General features: G+C 58.0%; 20 protein-coding genes. 14 read left to right on the top strand and 6 right to left on the bottom strand.

All coding sequences use genetic code 11. From position 1 onward, the window contains the following. Positions 1-162: 162 nt before the first annotated feature. The 3 genes from ABIZ35_RS08210 to ABIZ35_RS08200 form a co-directional block, all read right to left on the bottom strand. Positions 163-414 carry a hypothetical protein gene (locus tag ABIZ35_RS08210; protein WP_348219401.1) on the bottom strand — a complete coding sequence of 84 codons (252 nt, stop codon included), beginning with the start codon at positions 412-414 and terminating at the stop codon, positions 163-165. After that, positions 405-620 carry a hypothetical protein gene (locus tag ABIZ35_RS08205; protein ID WP_348219400.1) on the bottom strand — a complete coding sequence of 72 codons (216 nt, stop codon included), beginning with the start codon at positions 618-620 and terminating at the stop codon, positions 405-407. The genes ABIZ35_RS08210 and ABIZ35_RS08205 overlap by 10 nt, the downstream gene beginning before the upstream one ends. A gap of 261 nt (positions 621-881) precedes the next feature. Continuing rightward, positions 882-1,502, bottom strand: coding sequence for a hypothetical protein (locus ABIZ35_RS08200; protein ID WP_348219399.1), 621 nt, complete (start codon positions 1,500-1,502; stop codon positions 882-884). A 79-nt stretch (positions 1,503-1,581) separates the two neighbouring features. Here ABIZ35_RS08200 and ABIZ35_RS08195 point away from each other — a divergent pair, with 79 nt between their 5' ends. The 11 genes from ABIZ35_RS08195 (at position 1,582) to ABIZ35_RS08145 (ending at position 11,295) form a co-directional block, all read left to right on the top strand. Next, the gene (locus ABIZ35_RS08195; RefSeq protein ID WP_348219398.1) at positions 1,582-2,079 is read left to right on the top strand and encodes a hypothetical protein; all 498 of its coding nucleotides are present in this window, start codon (positions 1,582-1,584) and stop codon (positions 2,077-2,079) included. A gap of 45 nt (positions 2,080-2,124) precedes the next feature. Then, positions 2,125-2,610, top strand: a complete 486-nt coding sequence (locus ABIZ35_RS08190) for an SMI1/KNR4 family protein (RefSeq protein WP_348219397.1) — start codon at positions 2,125-2,127, stop codon at positions 2,608-2,610. Next, positions 2,607-3,671, top strand: a complete 1,065-nt coding sequence (locus ABIZ35_RS08185) for a hypothetical protein (protein WP_348219396.1) — start codon at positions 2,607-2,609, stop codon at positions 3,669-3,671. The genes ABIZ35_RS08190 and ABIZ35_RS08185 overlap by 4 nt, the downstream gene beginning before the upstream one ends. Before the next feature lie 3 nt (positions 3,672-3,674). After that, the gene (locus tag ABIZ35_RS08180) at positions 3,675-4,244 is read left to right on the top strand and encodes a hypothetical protein (RefSeq protein WP_348219395.1); all 570 of its coding nucleotides are present in this window, start codon (positions 3,675-3,677) and stop codon (positions 4,242-4,244) included. 2 nt (positions 4,245-4,246) lie between these two features. Then, positions 4,247-4,465 (top strand): hypothetical protein, encoded by a 219-nt coding sequence (locus ABIZ35_RS08175; protein WP_348219394.1) that lies wholly within the window; start codon positions 4,247-4,249, stop codon positions 4,463-4,465. After that, on the top strand, positions 4,462-4,740 hold the full coding sequence (locus ABIZ35_RS08170) for a hypothetical protein (RefSeq protein WP_348219393.1): 279 nt from the start codon (positions 4,462-4,464) through the stop codon (positions 4,738-4,740). Before ABIZ35_RS08175 ends, ABIZ35_RS08170 begins: the two co-directional genes overlap by 4 nt. 58 nt (positions 4,741-4,798) lie before the next feature. Next, positions 4,799-5,323, top strand: a complete 525-nt coding sequence (locus ABIZ35_RS08165) for a hypothetical protein (RefSeq protein WP_348219392.1) — start codon at positions 4,799-4,801, stop codon at positions 5,321-5,323. Between the two features lie 89 nt (positions 5,324-5,412). Continuing rightward, positions 5,413-7,398 (top strand): hypothetical protein, encoded by a 1,986-nt coding sequence (locus ABIZ35_RS08160; RefSeq protein ID WP_348219391.1) that lies wholly within the window; start codon positions 5,413-5,415, stop codon positions 7,396-7,398. Positions 7,399-7,547: 149 nt separating this feature from the next. Continuing rightward, on the top strand, positions 7,548-9,026 hold the full coding sequence (locus ABIZ35_RS08155) for an HlyD family efflux transporter periplasmic adaptor subunit (RefSeq protein WP_348219390.1): 1,479 nt from the start codon (positions 7,548-7,550) through the stop codon (positions 9,024-9,026). A 279-nt stretch (positions 9,027-9,305) separates the two neighbouring features. Further along, positions 9,306-10,520, top strand: coding sequence for an ABC transporter permease (locus tag ABIZ35_RS08150; RefSeq protein ID WP_348219389.1), 1,215 nt, complete (start codon positions 9,306-9,308; stop codon positions 10,518-10,520). Between the two features lie 298 nt (positions 10,521-10,818). Next, a complete protein-coding gene (locus tag ABIZ35_RS08145; RefSeq protein WP_348219388.1) occupies positions 10,819-11,295 on the top strand; it encodes a DUF6882 domain-containing protein in 477 nt (158 codons plus the stop codon). Positions 11,296-11,542: 247 nt separating this feature from the next. On the opposite strand, the gene ABIZ35_RS08140 is transcribed toward ABIZ35_RS08145, so the two are convergent. Both ABIZ35_RS08140 and ABIZ35_RS08135 read right to left on the bottom strand, forming a co-directional pair. Beyond that, the gene (locus ABIZ35_RS08140) at positions 11,543-12,172 is read right to left on the bottom strand and encodes a hypothetical protein (RefSeq protein ID WP_348219387.1); all 630 of its coding nucleotides are present in this window, start codon (positions 12,170-12,172) and stop codon (positions 11,543-11,545) included. Between the two features lie 93 nt (positions 12,173-12,265). Continuing rightward, entirely contained in the window at positions 12,266-12,790 is a 525-nt protein-coding gene (locus tag ABIZ35_RS08135; protein WP_348219386.1) for a hypothetical protein, read from the bottom strand. 54 nt (positions 12,791-12,844) lie between these two features. Between ABIZ35_RS08135 and ABIZ35_RS08130 the strand changes: the two genes are divergently transcribed. Both ABIZ35_RS08130 and ABIZ35_RS08125 read left to right on the top strand, forming a co-directional pair. Then, a complete protein-coding gene (locus tag ABIZ35_RS08130; RefSeq protein WP_348219385.1) occupies positions 12,845-13,609 on the top strand; it encodes a hypothetical protein in 765 nt (254 codons plus the stop codon). A 17-nt stretch (positions 13,610-13,626) separates the two neighbouring features. Further along, positions 13,627-14,184: an Imm21 family immunity protein gene (locus tag ABIZ35_RS08125; RefSeq protein ID WP_348219384.1), complete on the top strand. Its 558-nt coding sequence runs from the start codon at positions 13,627-13,629 to the stop codon at positions 14,182-14,184. A 72-nt stretch (positions 14,185-14,256) separates the two neighbouring features. On the opposite strand, the gene ABIZ35_RS08120 is transcribed toward ABIZ35_RS08125, so the two are convergent. Beyond that, a complete protein-coding gene (locus ABIZ35_RS08120; protein ID WP_348219383.1) occupies positions 14,257-14,787 on the bottom strand; it encodes a hypothetical protein in 531 nt (176 codons plus the stop codon). Between the two features lie 227 nt (positions 14,788-15,014). On the opposite strand from ABIZ35_RS08120, the gene ABIZ35_RS08115 reads away from it, so the two are divergent. Then, positions 15,015-16,943: carbohydrate-binding protein (locus tag ABIZ35_RS08115; protein ID WP_348219382.1), on the top strand; the 1,929-nt coding region annotated here is incomplete at its 3' end.

Here is a 16,943-nt window from a genome sequence, read left to right as displayed (position 1 = left end):
GGTCCCCCAGAATTGGGGCGGAGGGGCCGAACACCCACGCCAAGAGCCATGTCATCCCAAGTTATCAACACCCCCTTCCCACTGCGAAGCAGCTTGCAGGGAAGCAGCTTGCAGGGAAGGGGGGGAGGCAGCCATGGATAAAAGCGAAAGTCTTAAGAATGTTTACCGAATGGTGATATCGACGCCCGGTTCCCCGGAGTAGCGGCCATGGGGGTAGACGGAGCCGCTATAATAGCCGTAACCGTCGTTGGTCATGTCCACGTAGTCGCTTTGGAGTTTACCTCCGGTCTTGTTCGGCAGATAGTTCCAATCGAACAGCACCGTGAAGGCGTCATCTTGCGCCGAATATTTGACGTCACGAACATTGATGCTGGCCATCGTGTACGCGGCGCCGTCTTTGTGGATCACGCGCATCTTGGTGAGGCCATCATTTGCGCTTTGAACTGGGACGCGGCAGAGTCGGAAGCGATTGGCGGCGCGGGGCGGGCTGCGGCGGCTATGGCCGCGCCGGACGCCTCCGGTTTGTGCGACACGATGGTCGCGGAGACGATCAGACCGGCCGCGACGATGCTGGCCGGCAGGACTCCCCAAAACTTCGAGCGAACATTTGCGTCATTCATGGGCGTTGTTCTCCGTGAAGTTGAGTCGAAATTAAGAGTGTTTCGTTCATCACTTCTTTCCCGCTTCCCGCCGGCGGCAAACGCCCGCCTGTTTCCAAGATGAAAACTGTTGACATAAAATGCGGCAGAACCCGGCGAATGAATTCGCGGCTAAAAGTACGGTCACCCGCCTTCGCGGGTTCAGAAGTCTTGTGGTCGGACGGCTCACTGGGATGCGCAATTTCGCGTGTAAAAGAGCGCTGAATATTGCGGGCTCCGATGCTACGCGGCGTTTACCTGCTCGCTGAGCCATGCGATTCCTTGTTCATATTTTTGCAGCGCGGGGCGCAGAATGCCCCAGACTTGATCGCCGCCGATGGGAGAGAAGTAGACGTATATCCAGGCCTCGTTATCGTGGAAGGCGGTCTGTATGGGGATGTTCAGCGCTTCACAGGCGGTATCAATGTCAAATGTGTCAGCGTCCTGCATATATTCATAAAGAGGGCCAAAGGTGGTTTCGGTTTCGTCATCGTCCATCTCTTCCAGTATTTCTTCGGCCCGCTGCTCCTGATCCATGTCAAGTTCTTCGAAGATCTTCTTGAACGTTGCGGAGGGAACCCGGTTTTCGCTATTGCTGTGTTCTTCCGCCAAATCCTCGCGGACGCTTAACAGACCATCGTCGCGGTCTTTGTTGTCACTGTAGCCGGCGTAAAAAGCGACAAAGTGCGCCACGTAATGCGGACAGATCGCGTCGTCGGCGGTTGCGAATGGGACCCAGGGGCTGAGACAGATCGGGCAGTAAAACGTGTTACACTCCACGCAATAGTTTTTGCAGTTATCGATGAAGAGCGAGGTTCTGTCTTTCGGGCATGTCAGTTCGTCGTTTGAAGTCGATTGATCCATGTCGCCTCACAAGGTAATAATTGCGCGGATGGCGGGAAGCCACAGAGATAGTGATATTATAACATTTGAAGAGCATTTTATGATAACGTCACCCACCAATCCTGATTTGCCATTCGTCTCTCTGCTGGCTGAAGCTACAGAGTATTTCTATTGTTTTCGTGATTACTGGGATCCGATATCTCAGGACGTAGCGATGGTTTGGAAAAGCCCTCGGGGCAAAAGCTATCGACTTTGTGCGGTGATCAATGAAAGAGAAATCAGAAATAAAACGAGGGTGAAGCCGATTATTCGGGAACGTATCGAAGAGACGGTATTTCAGGAACTTATGGCGGCGGTGGAGCTGTCGGGGATCTTCGAGCTGAAGCCCGTGGAAGACCTGAGCATAATGTCGCATATCACCGTTTTTGTGGCGCTCCGATTTGCGGACGGGCGAACGAGCCAGACGTTCATTCCGGGACGTTATTCGAATGATGAACGTACACGGGAAATTCCGGGATTAACACAAAAGTGCGCTCCTGAACTGTTTCCAAAGATCAAGGAAGAAAAGTGGCGGAAGCGCGGGCCGAAGCCGCGATAGGGCGTGTGGGCGGTTGGAATACCGTTTTGTGGAGAATGTAAATTTATGGACGAAGTTCGTTTTGCCAGCGCCATAGCGCAAATGCGCGTGTTGGCGCCGCAGGCGTTTCCGGGCTCGGTCGCTGAGGCGACGATTCAGGAGGCTCAGTCGGAGCTTAGCGTCACGGTTCCTGAAAGTTACATTGCGTTTCTTCGTGAGGCGGGAGGCGCGGATTTTCCATTCGACATCTATGGATTGGAGCCGGAGCAGCCGAACTCAGACGACGTCAGCGCATGGAACGTGGTGGGGATGACACAGGAAGAACGGACGGAAGTCGAACCTCAGATGCAGCATCATTTGGTGGCTCTTTGTCCAGACGGCGTGGGCAATCATTGGTGTTTGGATACATTACGAATTCACGATGGGGACTGTCCGGTGGTGATGTGGCTTCACGACGCCGCCGCAGATCAGGTCCCTCCTTTGATGAATGGGACGTTTGTTGAGTTTCTGGAGAGCTCGATAGAAAACGCGGAAGAGATGATGGAATTTTGAGACTATCCGCGCTGTTGGCGCCAGACCGGAGATACGCTCTGCTTTTGGGATTTGCGCTGCTGTTTGGGGGCGTCCTCTCAGCGTCGGCGCAGTCTCAGAATCGACTTAAGCCGGAATTTGCGCTCCGTCATGCTGGGTGCGTTTCGTCGGTGGCGTTCTCTCCCGATGGGAAGCTGCTGGCGGTTGCTTACGGCGATGAAGATACGTCGGGTGGTCTGGCGCTTTGGGATTTGGTGACGGGAAAGCTCGTATGGCGAACCGCAAAGCGCAGGACGTTCACGCAGGTAGCGTTTCTGGGCGACGGCTCTCGTATCCTGAGTCTCGACTATTTCGATAAGCGTTATCCAATGCAAATCTGGGATGTGAAGACGCACGCGCTCCTCACAGCGGCGCCTAACCCGAAGCATCTTTCGATCCATACGTTTGCCGTCGCGCCCGATGGCGCGACGGTCGCGCTTGGGGTGGGTGATTTCGAGGCCGATCAGCCTTCGGCAATACTCCTTTGGAATGTCAAGACCGGGGTTACCCGACCGGTGGCGCTGCTGCCCTACACCGATGGGGTGATCGCACTCAGCTTCTCACCGGACGGCAAGCGGATTGCGGGCGCTGGTGGAGATTGGGATTCGGATGTGTCCGAGGTGAAGATTTGCGATCTGCGCACAAGGCGCACCGTTACGGATATCGTCAATTGCGAAGAGGGCTCCGTCAGTCAGCTGGCGTTTTCACCCAAGGGTGATATGCTCGCGGTTGGCGGAGACTTTATTGGTCTGCGCGACGGACGCGGTGACCTGAAACATCGGCTGAAGCTAACCGACGACAGGCCCGCAATCGCGTTCTCGCCGGACGGTGAAACGCTTGCCGCAAGCGATCTCGATCAGAACGGGCGCACAATTGTCAAGATCTGGCGTATTGGAACACGGCGGCTGGGGACGGTTATGCGCATGAATGGGGCTCAGATCAACGATCTTTCGATTTCGCCTCACCGGCGGCTGCTGGCGGTGGCTCGCCAGGATGGAAACGTACAGTTGTGGCGGCTGACGCCGAGCCGAAAGCATGAGTGACTGATGGAATTTTTAGGAATTGTTTCTGGTGAGGGCGGGCCGCTCATTATTGGGGATGCCGCTGTCGTGCAGCAATGGCGCGGGATAGAGGATGGCGGCGCCGATTACGAGCGTTGCTGTGCGCCCTTGGATCGTGACGCGAACTTGCAGGGCTATGCCTTAGCTGTTGGAAACGGCGTCGCGCTGATCTGGGAGATGCAGGGTGGCGGCACAGCGGATTTATTTCAGAAGTCGCCGTCAGAGATCGTCATCGTTCGGACATGGCTGGATCGTGCGGACGATGAAGAAGTCGTGATCGATTTGCTCGCAGTGGCTCCGTCCATAGCGCCGCCGGTTTTCCTTTGTGAGATCGCGATCACTAGTGGTGTGTGCGCTGTTCTGTGGTCGCCAGAAGATGGGCAGTGCATTGAGTCGATGGAGGTGGGTGAGAGCATGCGAATGACCGGTGAGATGGCGATGGAGGAGTCGGGACTGATGTTCCCCGTGACGCCTGGTGTCTATCAATGCTTCCATGATGAGGTTGCAGTCGAAGGCGGGACGGCGCGGCGATGTCGATTGAAGGCGAAAGAGTAGCTATGGAAGTCTTTGTTCTCATTCATATACACACATTTGAAGACGGGGTTCAAGATTTCAAGATGATCGGCGTGTATTCCAGTCGAGATCAGGCAGCGCTTGCGATCGAGAGAATGCTAACGCAGCCCGGGTTTTGTGATACGCCGGAAGGCTTTGTGATTACGGTCTATCCAGTCGACGCCGATACGCATGGGTGGGACCAGGGGCGAGTTTCAAAATGAAACTATTTCTTCTGTATCACGTTCAGGATCTGGGTTACGATTATATAGAGCATATTACGCTGGTGGGCGTTTACTCGTCAGAGGCGCAAGCGGAGCAGGCGCGGGAGCGCGTGAAGTTGCAGCCAGGGTTTTGTGAGGCGCCGGAGGCGTTTGAGATCAATCCCTATGAGGTGGACCAGGATCACTGGAGGGAAGGTTATTTCACAGATACTTATCCCTTGCCGGCGCGGCCAAGGCGGTACAAGCGACGGCGCAAGGCGCCGCTGATCAATTAGTCTCTGTTCTGTCTGGGCGATATGACCCGTTTGGATTCAAAATTCGTGAGAAGCAACAATGACGGATTACGATTTTACAGCTTGGGAGGCGTATGCGCTTGGACCGCGAAGTGCATCCACTGTGGAGAAATTCCTGAAGGCCTATGTGGACAAAGCATGCCTCGTCCGTCAGGATACCTATCGTGTGCTTGCGCACGGCAGACCGGAACTCGGTGAGCGGCCATTGGTGACTTTGCAATTCCCGGATTTGCAAAGCGTTATCCAGGCGGGTATGGAGCAGCGTCGAGTTTTCTTTTTCTCTTTGCCGCCGAAGGATAAACAATTTATTCGCGTGACCCTGGGGTTTTGTGAGGACGACACTCTTGTCTTTGGCCTGTCCAGACCAGAAAGCACGGACGTCGCCGATGTGAAAGAAAACTTGATGAAGCTGATTGAGAGGCTCCACTGCCGCATGGGGCTGCTGGCTGTGGAACGTGCGCCGCCGCTCAGTGAGAAAGAATTTAAAGAAGCGGCATCGCTGGATTGGGTTCTGTGTTTTTGGAGCGGCAGTGATGATGGCGCAATGCCGAGGCATGATCCATGAAGTAATCACGTCTTGTTTGGTTGGTAGTTTTTAATTGTATTTTACACTCCATTGACAAGCCGCCGGAAAACTCATACACTACACCAACCATGAAAAAACTATCCGTCCTTTTGTTCGTGATGGCTGCTCTTTTGGGATCCACGGTTGCTCAAGGCGCCGATTCCTACGGTTACGATGACGCCGGCAATTATCACACAGACAACTATGGCAGTTCCTCAAATCTGAATCTCAATACGACAATCGATGTCTCCGACCTGAAGGCGAAGTTTGAGCAGATGTACGCGCCGTCGCCGACGCCTTCTTCTCCTTCCTGGTCCAATGGGTCCAACTACGATTATTCCACTTCGTACTACCGGCCTGAACCTCCGACAGCGCCACATCTGACCCCCGAGCAGATCGCTGCAAACCAGAAGGCCGCCGAACTTAAGGCGCTGGTGGACAAAGCCAACGATGCGCTCACCGTCCAGAAGAACTATCCACTCGCCGTCACTCTTCTGCAGAATGCGGCTGACGCCGGCGACATGGCGTCGCTAGCGACCCTCTACCACCTTCTCGTGGATAAAGAGAAGGGCGTTTACGACAAAGCCCGCGCCGCAAAGCTCCTGGCTGACCTCGCGACCGGGCACGACGACTACCGCGATGACAAGGGCTATCCGGTGTTCGTCGACTTCAAGAGGCAATACGGACAGGCCTTGATGGATGGCGACGGCTACCCGCAGGACTATGATACCGGCATCGACCTTGTGGAAAAGGCCGCCATCCATGCAGAGGATTGGGTGACCATGGGCAGAGAGCATGAGGCGGGGGCAAACAACTTCCACCAGTACCCGCAAGTCGCAATCTCGTGCTATCAAACGTCTCTATTGATGGCGGAACGTAACAGCTCCTGGATCCCTGAGATTCGATCGCGCATGGCGCTGCTTATGATCGCACAGCCGGGGGCCGGCTTGAGTCAATACCGAGGTGACCTCATCGGTCTACTCAAGCCGGGTGAGAATTCCATCCCCGATTCACTGCGCGACGCGATCGGCGTCAAAATCTACAATGTCCTGATGGCTGGCGACCCTGCCCCGAAAAATCCCCACACAATCATCGGCGTGCTGTTTATGAGCAAAGGCGACCCGGACTGGGAGCAGGCGGAGCCGTTCTTCACCAACAACGACGATCCCGCCGCCATACGAGAGCTCGCCCGTTACTACGAAAAGGGATGGGGCCGGCCCAAAGACCATGCAAAGGCGATCTCCATGCTGACCAAGGCCGCCGCCGAAGGAGATAAGGATGCGGAGTACGACCTCGCCGCAGACAAATACAATGAAACCCTGAGGGCTTCTGGTAATGCGGTCACTCTGGACGGTTTGGCTGCCCACGCTCAGCAGTGCGCCCAAGTGCTGGCCGATGCCGGCAACGCGCCGGCCAAGAACAATCTCGCCAAGTGGATCCGGCTCAGGGCCGAGAGGTCCACAACCATCACGCCTGCGCAGAAAGAGGGTGAGCGTAAGAAAGCCTATGACCTTTGGGTCGAGGCAAGCGACCTGGGTGTCCGCGAAGCTGACTACTACCGCGCGGCGTGCGAAGAATACGGAATCGGCGCGCCTAAAGATACAGAGGCCGCAAAGCGCCACTACGATTACGCCGCCTATTGGGACGATCCGCAGGCCCAAAAGCGGATGGGGGAGATCACCCTTCAGGGCCTGTACGACACGCCCGTGGATGTTGCGAAAGGGCGACAATTTTTGCTGGATGCATCCTTTACGCTGCCGTTAGCCGCTTACGAACTGGGCGTCGAACTGAATAAAGACGGCGCTTCCAGCGACGACCTCAAGCAAGCACGGGGTCTGTTCAAGCAGGCGTTCGACGCCAAAATATGGCAAGCCGGCTTCAAGCTGGCGGCCTGCCTGCACCAAGGCCTTGGCGGCGATAAGGACGAGGCCGGCGCCAAAGCGCTGGTGGAACAAGCCGCGTCCATGGCGGGCGCTAAGAGCGCTAAGGCTGCTGCTGACGCCTACACCAACGGATCCATGGTTGACCCGGACCCAGCGATGGCCGCAAAGTGGAAAGCCTTGGCCGGCGCCTAGCCTGAATTGGGCGCTTCTCCGCCAGGATGATCGCGAACCGAAACGCCATCTGTAGAAGTTTTCGATATGGGCTTGCAACTTTTTTGATTGGTATATGTCAAACTCTGACATATAAGTGCACGGGCGGCTGGGGGAATCAGTAGGGGTTCATGAAGAAATCTGTTAAGACGGCGATTGGGGCGGGAATTGTGCTCGTGCTGGGGGGCGTGGCGGCGTCGCGGGTCAGTCGCGATCTGCATAAGCCGCCGCCGCCGCCGCGGACGACGGAGGCGAAGCGGGGGGATGTTTCGGTCTCCGTGCAGGAGGTCGGGGCGGTCCAGCCGGTGGATAAAGTTGACGTCCGGAGCAAGGTTGCCGGGCGCATTCTGGTGATGCCGATCGAGGCGGGGCAGCGGGTGCAGGCGGGGCAGCTGATCGCGATGGTGGACCGGACGCTTCTGGACCCGCAGATCCAGCAGACGCAGGCGCAGCTGGATCAGGCGAAGGCGCGGCTGGCGCAGTCGGAGGCGTCGTACCAATTGCAGCGGTCGCAGACGAAGTGGGCGATCGCGCAGGCGGCTGCGGGATTGGAGTCGGCGCGGGCGCATCTGGCGACGGTGGCGGCGGGCGCGCGGCCGCAGGAGATCGCGCAGAAGAAGCAGGAAATCGCGCGGGCGCAGATCGCGCTCGACGACGCGCTCCGCACGCAGGCGCGCAAGCAGTCGCTTGCGGCGAAGGGGTTTGTATCGCAGGCTGATGCGGACGCATCGCAGGTCGCGGTGGATACCGGACGCAGCACGCTGGCGGCCGCGCAGGAGTCGCTGTCGCTGACGCTGGCGGGGGCGCGCAAGGAAGATGTGAACGACGCGCGGGTGGCGGTGCATTCGGCCGAGGTGCAGCTGGCGACGGCGCGGGCGAACTCGCTCCAGGACGCGGTGCGCAAGTCGGACATCGATCAGGCGCGCGGCAACGTGCAGCAGATCGCGGGCAATCTGTCTCAGCTCCAAGTGCAGGTCGGGGACACGAAGATTTCGGCTCCCGTGTCGGGCATCGTGCTGAAGAAGTACCGGCAGCCGGGGGAGATCGTGCAGAGCGCGACGACGGGTTTTTCGGACACGCAGAGCATTGTGGCGACCCTGGGCAGCCGTTTGGAAGTGCAGGTCGGGATCAATGAAGTCGATGTTGCGAAGATCCGTGTGGGCGCGCCGGTGACGATCGGGGTGGATGCGGCGCCGGGCGTGTCATTCGCGGGATCGGTGACGGAGATCGCGCCGGCGTCGACGAACGCCTTCGCCGACACAACGTCGGGCGCGGCAGCGAGCATCAGCAAGTTCAGTGTCCGTGTGGCGTTCCAGAAATATGACGCGCGGATCCGGCCCGGCATGAGCGCCAATGTCAACATCATGAGCGCCCAGCGCAAGAATGTGGTCGTCATTCCCTTGCAGAACGTGGCGTTCACGGGGAATACGGGCAAGGTGCAGGTGCTGAACGCGGCGGGCAAGCCCGAGGACCGGACAGTGTCGCTGGGGCTGCGTGATGATACGGGCGTCGAGGTGAAGACGGGGCTTGCGGCGGGGGACAAAGTATTGGTTCCGGCGCTGACGGGGACGCGGCGGACGATTGATATCGGCGGCGGGCCGGATGGGTAAGATTTCGGCCCCCCTGCCCCCAATCCTGGGGGAAGAGTTTGTCGTTGGTTGGTTTGATCGAATCCTGCGTTTGTCCCAAGTTTTATTTCCGGATGCACGCATCTAGTAAACACAAACACACTCGCGCCAACCTCCTCCCCCAGGATTGGGGGGCAGGGGGGCCGAATCCTATGGCGTCTGGCGCCGGCGGTTGAAACCGCGCCTACGTGAAGAATCACCTTTGGTGATAAACCTGCCTGCGCGGGTTTCCGCATGTTGTTTTCTAATATGAGATAATATATGGCGTTTTTTGAGTCTCTGCGCGTGGCGCTGGAGGCGTTGTGGGCGAATAAGCTGCGGACGATCCTGACGATGCTTGGGGTGATTATCGGCGTGTCGTCGGTCATTCTGATGATTGCGATTGTGCAGGGGGCGCGCCAGAAGATCATTGCGCAGCTGGAGAGCAATGGGTCGAACCAGATCTTTGCGTTCTATGCGCCTAAGCCTGGGGCGGCGGCGCGCGGGGGCGTGGATGGTCTGGTGATGGCGGATGTGACGGCGATCGAGCGTCAATGCACGCTGATCGGGCCGGTCAGTCCGACGGCGAATACGGGCGTGCAGGCGAGCGCGGGGACGAAGACGAAGTCGCTGACGATCATCGGGGTGCTGGCGGCGTACCAGTCGGTGAGTAATATCACGGTGGCGCAGGGGCGGTTTATCCAATCGGTGGACGACGACACCTGGAGCAAGGCGTGCGTGATCGGGCGCAAGGTGCGTGAGGATCTGTTTGGTTCTGCCGATCCGATTGGGCGCGAGATCGTGTGCGATTCGAATGGGACACGGGTGTCGCTGACGGTGGTCGGGGTGCTGGCGGACAAGGACCGGGCGTTCGACACGGACCCGAACAACAGCGTCTTTCTGTCGCTGCGCTCCGTGCAGAAGCGTTTCACGGCGAGCGATAATCTGGGCGGCTTCAGCACGAAGTCTTTGGACGTGACGCAGACGAACGCGGCGGCCGACGAGGTGTGGAGCGTTCTTCAGCGGCGGCATCCGACCACGATCGACAACTACATTGTGGACACGCAGGCGGGCCTGCTCAAGCAGCTCGATACGTTCATTGCGGTCTTCCAATTGGTACTGGGCGGCATCGGCGGCCTGGCGCTGCTCACGGGCGGCATCGGAATTATGAACATCATGCTGGTGTCCGTCACCGAGCGCACGCGCGAGATCGGCATCCGCAAGGCCGTGGGCGCGACGCCCAATATGATCCTGCTGCAATTTGTGGTGGAGGCGGTGGTCGTCTCGGGGCTGGGGGGCGCCTTAGGGGTCGCGCAAAGCTTCGCCATTGTGGGTCTGATCAACATGCTGCCGCAGAAGGCGATCCACGCGTTTATCCCGCTGTGGGGCATTGGCCTGGGCTTCGGATTCGCGATGGCGGTGGGTCTGTTCTTTGGGATTTACCCCGCGTGGCGCGCCTCGCGTCTGGACCCGATTACGGCGCTGCGATATGAGTAGGGGCGTTTTGTCCGCCGCTTCGAGACCTATTCCCCCGGCGCTTTAGCGCGCTTTCCCCTTTTCCCAGCAAGGCCCTTCGGGCGGGAAAAGGGGCGCTCGTAATTATTATCCAGGCGAGTATTTCGTGGTGTTGTAAGAGTTTTCGGCCGGTTAGGAACCTCGGGTATGAAACCTACGGCTGGGCGTCGCTTTGCATCTAACCCTCCGTGCTGGACGGACAAAAAAATGGTGATCGAGAGCGTTATGGAATTCCGTGTGAAGGCGAGGTTAAGAGATGAGCAGGACAAAGAGACAGGTTGTGACCGAACCGATCGCCGATGATCCGCGATTTGACGAATGGCTGGACGATTGCAGAAACGAACTCGAACGCCGTAACGCGGCGGCGAGGGCGGCGTTTGGCGTAGGGGATTATAATCGGTGGGATATCGTGCAGGGCGCCATGCAGCTGGTGTTTTCAGATAAGGGAAAACCAGAGGTCACCGCTGACGCGCAGTGCATTGGGTCCTATTCGTACGTCACGAACACATGGAAGTGGGGATGGGCGAGCGCCTCGGTTTCACCGCGATTCTCCAACGATATTCTGAAGGTAAGAGAATATGGGGAAGCTCATGGATTCGAATCCCTTGTCACGGACGTGTCAATCGCATGCAGCGAGGACGCCGCCTGGCTGCTCGCGGCGGGGGCGCTGGTTGTCCTGGACGCCGAAGGGGTGTACTGCGGGGCAACGGAACATGGCCTGATGTTTCTGCTGCTGAGAAACCTGCGGCGTTTATAAACAACCGCTATTGAGATACGATAGTGGCGGTGTATCAATTCTGGGGAAGTTGAAGCGTACGACCAATGGGATGGTCATATGCAGGGAAGACATACTCAAGGAGAATCCCATGCCGCGAGATGGGTGGAAGTGGACTTGCCCATTTTCCCAGCAAGGCCGTTCGGGCGGGAAAAGGGGCGTTCGCTACTGCGGTCCAGGCGAGTTTTGTCGTTGGGCTTGGTCCCCTCCAATTATGGGGATGGCGCGGTTACGGCGTTGATGCGTAATTGAGGATGCCCCAGCTCTGGCTCTTGCGCCAACTGGAAATTGGTGTGATATAGCTCCCAGCGGCGCCTGGAGCGAATACCTTGCTGTCGTTTCCTGCGTCCCCTGGAACGCGTGTGGTGAGTGAGCAGCTGGCGATGATATCGGGCGTTGGGGATTGGTCGGCGGATTGCGGGAGAGCGAACCGCACTAGATTGCCGATGTTCGAGTGAAATTGCAGCTCGAATTTGATTTTTTCTCCCGTTTTCAAGTTACCGAAGCTTATGGGAAGTCTCTTCGTGTACGTTTTGCCCGGCGCCAGTTTGGTCACGATGACCATATTGGCGCCGCAGGACGTTCTTACCGGTCCGATGAGCTTGTTATCTGTTGTCCAGTTGATGTCGATGGATGCATTTTCGCCCAGCAATATCGTCTTGTTCGAGACGTTTGTGACGGTGCATTCGACTTCCGAGTAAGCCTTATAGCTGTGGCTTATTTCCGGATCGAGTTTTTCGCTGGGAACGAATTTTGCGTCTAGTGTCAGAGGATACTTGAGAGCCGGGGCCGCGATTGTCGATGTGGATGACATGAGGGATGCGATGCCGGCTATGACTGGGGCGTATGCGAGTTTCATGACCGTTTCCTCTCGATGATCAATTAGCCTCATAGACATTGCTTCCAGTACAAAGTTTCAAGAAACGGCAAAGCGCTGTGTGAGAGTTCGCGTTCATTTTGGAACGGTAAATTTGATGGAGCAGCTTGCAATTAGGTCCGGCATTGTGTTCTTATCGGGTACTGGCTGAGGGATGCGGCGAAGGGCGCCGCCTGGGTTGGAATGGAAGAGGAGATGAAATGTCACCGAATCGCCGGCTTTCATTTGACCAAATAGTAGGGGAATGGCTCTTGAATATGTCTGGCCAGGGTCAAGGCGTATCCCATACGGCAGGTTGGCAAGGATCGGCCAGCGTGGCGTGTTGATGTTGGGATTGTCTGTACTCCAATTGATGACGAAATCAGCGGTTTCCGTACCGATCCAGATTGTTTTGTTGGAAACGTTTTTGACAGTGCAATCGAATTCAGCATACCCTGCGTAATCACTTTGCCATTCCTTGTGATATTTTTCGACTGGCGCAAGCTTCGCTTCCAGAGTGAGCGCATTCTGAGGCATATCGGCAGGCGTCTCCGCAATCGACGGCGCTGCGTGCGCGAGAATTCCAGTTATTGCGCAAATCAAAACTGAATTCAGTTTCATCGTGGGATGCTCCAGTGTATGACGGGCGAGTTACTAACTTGGTCTGAGGCGCCAATGCCGAGCAAGCTTCAATGGAAGCGGCAATCCGCAATGCTCGATCGGCGGTTAGAGATTGAAGTCTGGCAGAGGGATGCAGATCTGATGGGAATGGCGGACGAAGATACAGTGGGTTATGGGATAGGAATATTGGGCGATTGCAGCCACAAGGAGAATGGAATGCGGCGATCTTGGTGGGCGAATTTCGCTGGAATGATGGCGATTTTGGCGATGGTCGCGGCGCACGGAGCGTGGGCGGAGGATGCGGCGGCGGGGCAGGAGCCGAAGCACGTGAAGGTGAGCGTCGATTATCTTGAAGTCGATCCTGGGATTTATGCGAAGGCTTTGAAGGATATTCCGGCGGGGGCCAAGCACGATGGGCTGCTGCTGGCGGCGCTGCTCAAGGATGGAGTGAAGCCGGTCATGTCGCCCCGGCTGACGACCGCCGACGGTGTGGCGGGGCATGTGGATACTTCGCAGCAGATCCACTACAAGTCGGACGACGGCAAGGATGAGACGATGACGGCGATGAGCGGCATTGACGCGACGCCGCACTGTCAGCCGAACGGCCGGATCGCATGTGATCTCAAAGTGGTGCGCCAGTTTTTTGTTGTCCACTCGACCTCGTCGCGGCCCTCGGTCACGACACGATCGCTGTCTGCGGTCCCTACGGTCGCCGACGGCGAAGTGTACGAACTCGCAGGCATGGAGCCCGCAGCGGCTTGGAGCGAGAAGATGTCGCTGATATTCCTCAAAGTGTCCATGGTCGCGGATAAGCCGTAAGGATCGTGGGGGAGCACATGATGGAAGAGAGTTTGTGTGTTGGGGGCGATGGCGGTCCGCTGATCGTGATACAGGCGTCTGCTGTTCCGTTGTGGCAGGGGGCGAGTGATTTTGAGAATAGCCTGATGAACGGCGGGGATGTGGAGACGGATTATGATGTGATCTGCGACCTTCCGGGCGAACTCGGCGTGGGGATGGTCACCCGGTATGAGCGCGAGATGCTGGTTCTGTGGGATAGCGAGTTTTCGGCGACACGGCTTCCTTCGGAGGCTCTCTCGCTTGCGCCGGATGTGATCGTGCTGACGATGGCCTACCACCCCGATGACCTTCCCGGCATCCTGCCCATCATTGCCGAGTGTGTGCAGGCGGGGGCGCCGGAGCGTTCGCTGCCGTTTTTCGTTCAAGATGAGATGCTTCGGCTGCAGGTCGGGGCGGACTGCGCGGAGCCGTCGTACCTCTATCAGTATCTCGATATTCCCATAGCGCCCGGGCGGAAGCAGTGTGAGATATATTCCGTCAAACACAATTCGCTTGAGGACGAGGTGGTGGTGATCCGCGACGATGTGGCTGCGTAGTTTCTATGGCAATTCGCGAGAAGAGGAAAAGGTCAGGGGCGTGATGCTCCTGGCTTTTTCTTTTTGTGGATTTCAGCGCTGGACGCCGCTGAAGCGAATCCCCATGCGCTGGGCGAGATCCTGCGCGAACGCGGCGGCGTCGGCGGGGCTGGAGGCGCGGGCGATTTCGTAGCGCGTGGGGGGAGTGGGCAGAAACCAGCGTTCGCGTTTCGGGTGAAGAACGAGCATCACCTGGCCCTGGGCGGCCTTGCCGCTTTCCTGTACGAGGAGGGAATGGATCTTGTCGAATCGTCCTTCCCGGCGGCCGCCAACTAAGCCCAGGCCGCTTCGGAGCTGAAACCGGCGTCGTGCAAGGTCCAGGCGCAGGGTGAGCGGCAGGGCTTCGCCGAGACAAAGGGAAGCGCCCACCGTGAGCGCTAACGTCGCGGCGGTGACGACGGGGCCAAACCCGGCGGCCTCCGCCGTGCGCCAGTAGGCGCTGAGACTCAGGGCGGTCGCCGTTAGGAGCAGCGCCAGCATAAAATATCCCGTCCGCGAGCGGGGCGAGCGGCGGAGGATGATTTCGTGGCCGTCGTCGCGCGCGACCCATTCTTTGATTTCCATTGGCTGCTCTCTTAATTCGTTTCTTAATTATACTAGATACTCATTGAGATTTGTCTGCGATGGTTATGAGCGGAGAAGTTTGAAAACAGGCGGAATGAAAAGTCAGAATCGTTTTGTTTATGTGCGTGCCTGTCTCTTGAGCGCCGACGTCGTTTGCTTTATAATAGGGGACAGCGTTCGCCAAGGATGGGCTTGGCGCATTCGTGATGAAGTGAGAGATTTTGGTTATGAAGATTTTATTGTTGAGTGCGATTATCGCGGTTCTGCTGACGGTGGGGTGTCAGAAGGAGCATGGCGTTGCGGCGGCTGCGGCGCCGATCGCGATCCAGGCGGTGACGCCGGCGGAGCAGCGTGGGTCGACGGGGCCGGATAAGAAGGCGGGGTCGGTTTACGGGGCGGTGCTTGGGAATGATTGGGGTTCGAAGCCTGGGGACTGGGCGCGGTATGAGTTTTCGTCGGACGCGGCGATATCTCCGGCGTACCTGCATCTGCGTTATGCGCGGGAGATGGACGGCGCGGCGCGGGTGCGGGTGACGCTGGATGGGAAGGACGCGGGCGTTCTGACCTTGCCGAAGACGGGGGGGTGGGGCGACACGGCGGATCAATTTCAGGAGACAACGCTGAAGGTGGCGTCCTTGGTCGCGGGGAAGCATACGCTGCGGCTGACGGTGGGAGCGTCCAAAGACGTGGCGCTGCAATTGCAGAAGCCGAGCTCCGAGCTGGATCTGGTGGGGAACCGGGACGACAAGAATTCCGTGGGGCATGGCGTAAACGTGGCTCTGTATACGGGGACGCCGTCCAAGTTTTTCTATGCGACTTATGAGATGGGCGATGTTTTTAATATTGTGGATGGCGGGACGCTGAAATGGTTCCCGGACTACACGCTGGTCGATCCGACCGCGAGCGCCGGAAACGCGAATTTGGATCGAATTACGATTGATGGGATTCCGGGTCTGGAGCCGGCGGCGAAGAGCGCGGCGGCGAGTGAGATCGACGAGCAGCGGCAAGTGTGCGTGACGAAGGACGATGTGGTGGTCTCGCGTGTCGTGCTGATCAACAGCGGCGCTACAGATGCGGTCCATCATATGGAAGTGGCGGGGGACTGCCGGGCCGGCTTCGATTACCGGGGTAAGACGGGTGGCGAGAAGGCGACGCGCGTCGATGCGGACACGCTGCTTCTTGTTGACAAGAATGCGTTCCCGAGCGTGCTGCGCGATGGGCTGGTGATGGCGGTGGGGGCGTCGTCGGCGCCGGTGTCCACGGAAAGCGGGACGCCGGGCGCTTACCGTCTGAACTACGACATCCATGTTCCGGCGCATGGGACCAAGGTGGTGACGTTCGCCTGCGCGGTGGGGCGCGATGTGGCGACGGCGAAGGCGCATCTGGCGGGCGCGCTGAAACAGAGCGATCCAGTGGCGCAAAACCGTAAGGACTGGGCTGATTTCTACGAGAAGCAAACGCCGAGCTTTACGTCGTCGGATGCGGGCCTGAACGAGATCTACGGCCTGCGCTGGTTTCTGCTGAAGTTCTCGATGTCTGGGGGGGACCTGGGCTACTTCCAGTATCCCGTGGATATGGAGGGCCGCCAGGCGTTCCAGACGTACTGCTGCTACAGCGCGCCGTTTATGTCGTTCGACCTGAACTGGCAGGACGATCCGAAGGTCGGCTTCGGGCAGCTGGCGAATATGGTCCACGTGGCGTACGACGACGGTCGCTTCCCCTGGTACAGCACGCCGGAAACGAACCGAGTGCCGCTGGACCATAAGTCGGGCACGGGACAATCGCTGACGCCGTGGACGGCGTGGCGGTTTTATCAGATCCATGGCCGCAAGGATCTGATCGCGCAGCTTTACGATGGGATGAAGAAGAATCTGGACTGGTGGATCGCCGACCGTGACCCGGACGGCAATGGTTTGTTCACGATCGACCACCAATTGGAAACGGGGATGGACGACCTTCATCGCCGCTGGACGACGGCGCCGCCGAAGCGTTACGAGGCGGTGGACGCCACCAGTTACGCTATTCTCAATCTCGAAGCCGTGGGGAATATGGCGCGCGTGCTGGGCAAAACCGCCGACTCAGACTACTATTCGAAGTACGCCGCGAAGTCTAAGAACGCCTTGCAGACGATCTGCTGGGATCCGAAGCTTCAGCGT

This window comes from Capsulimonas sp. (assembly GCF_039929585.1).
Lineage (GTDB): Bacteria > Armatimonadota > Armatimonadia > Armatimonadales > Capsulimonadaceae > Capsulimonas.
This window is presented reverse-complemented; position numbering and strand designations above follow the sequence as displayed.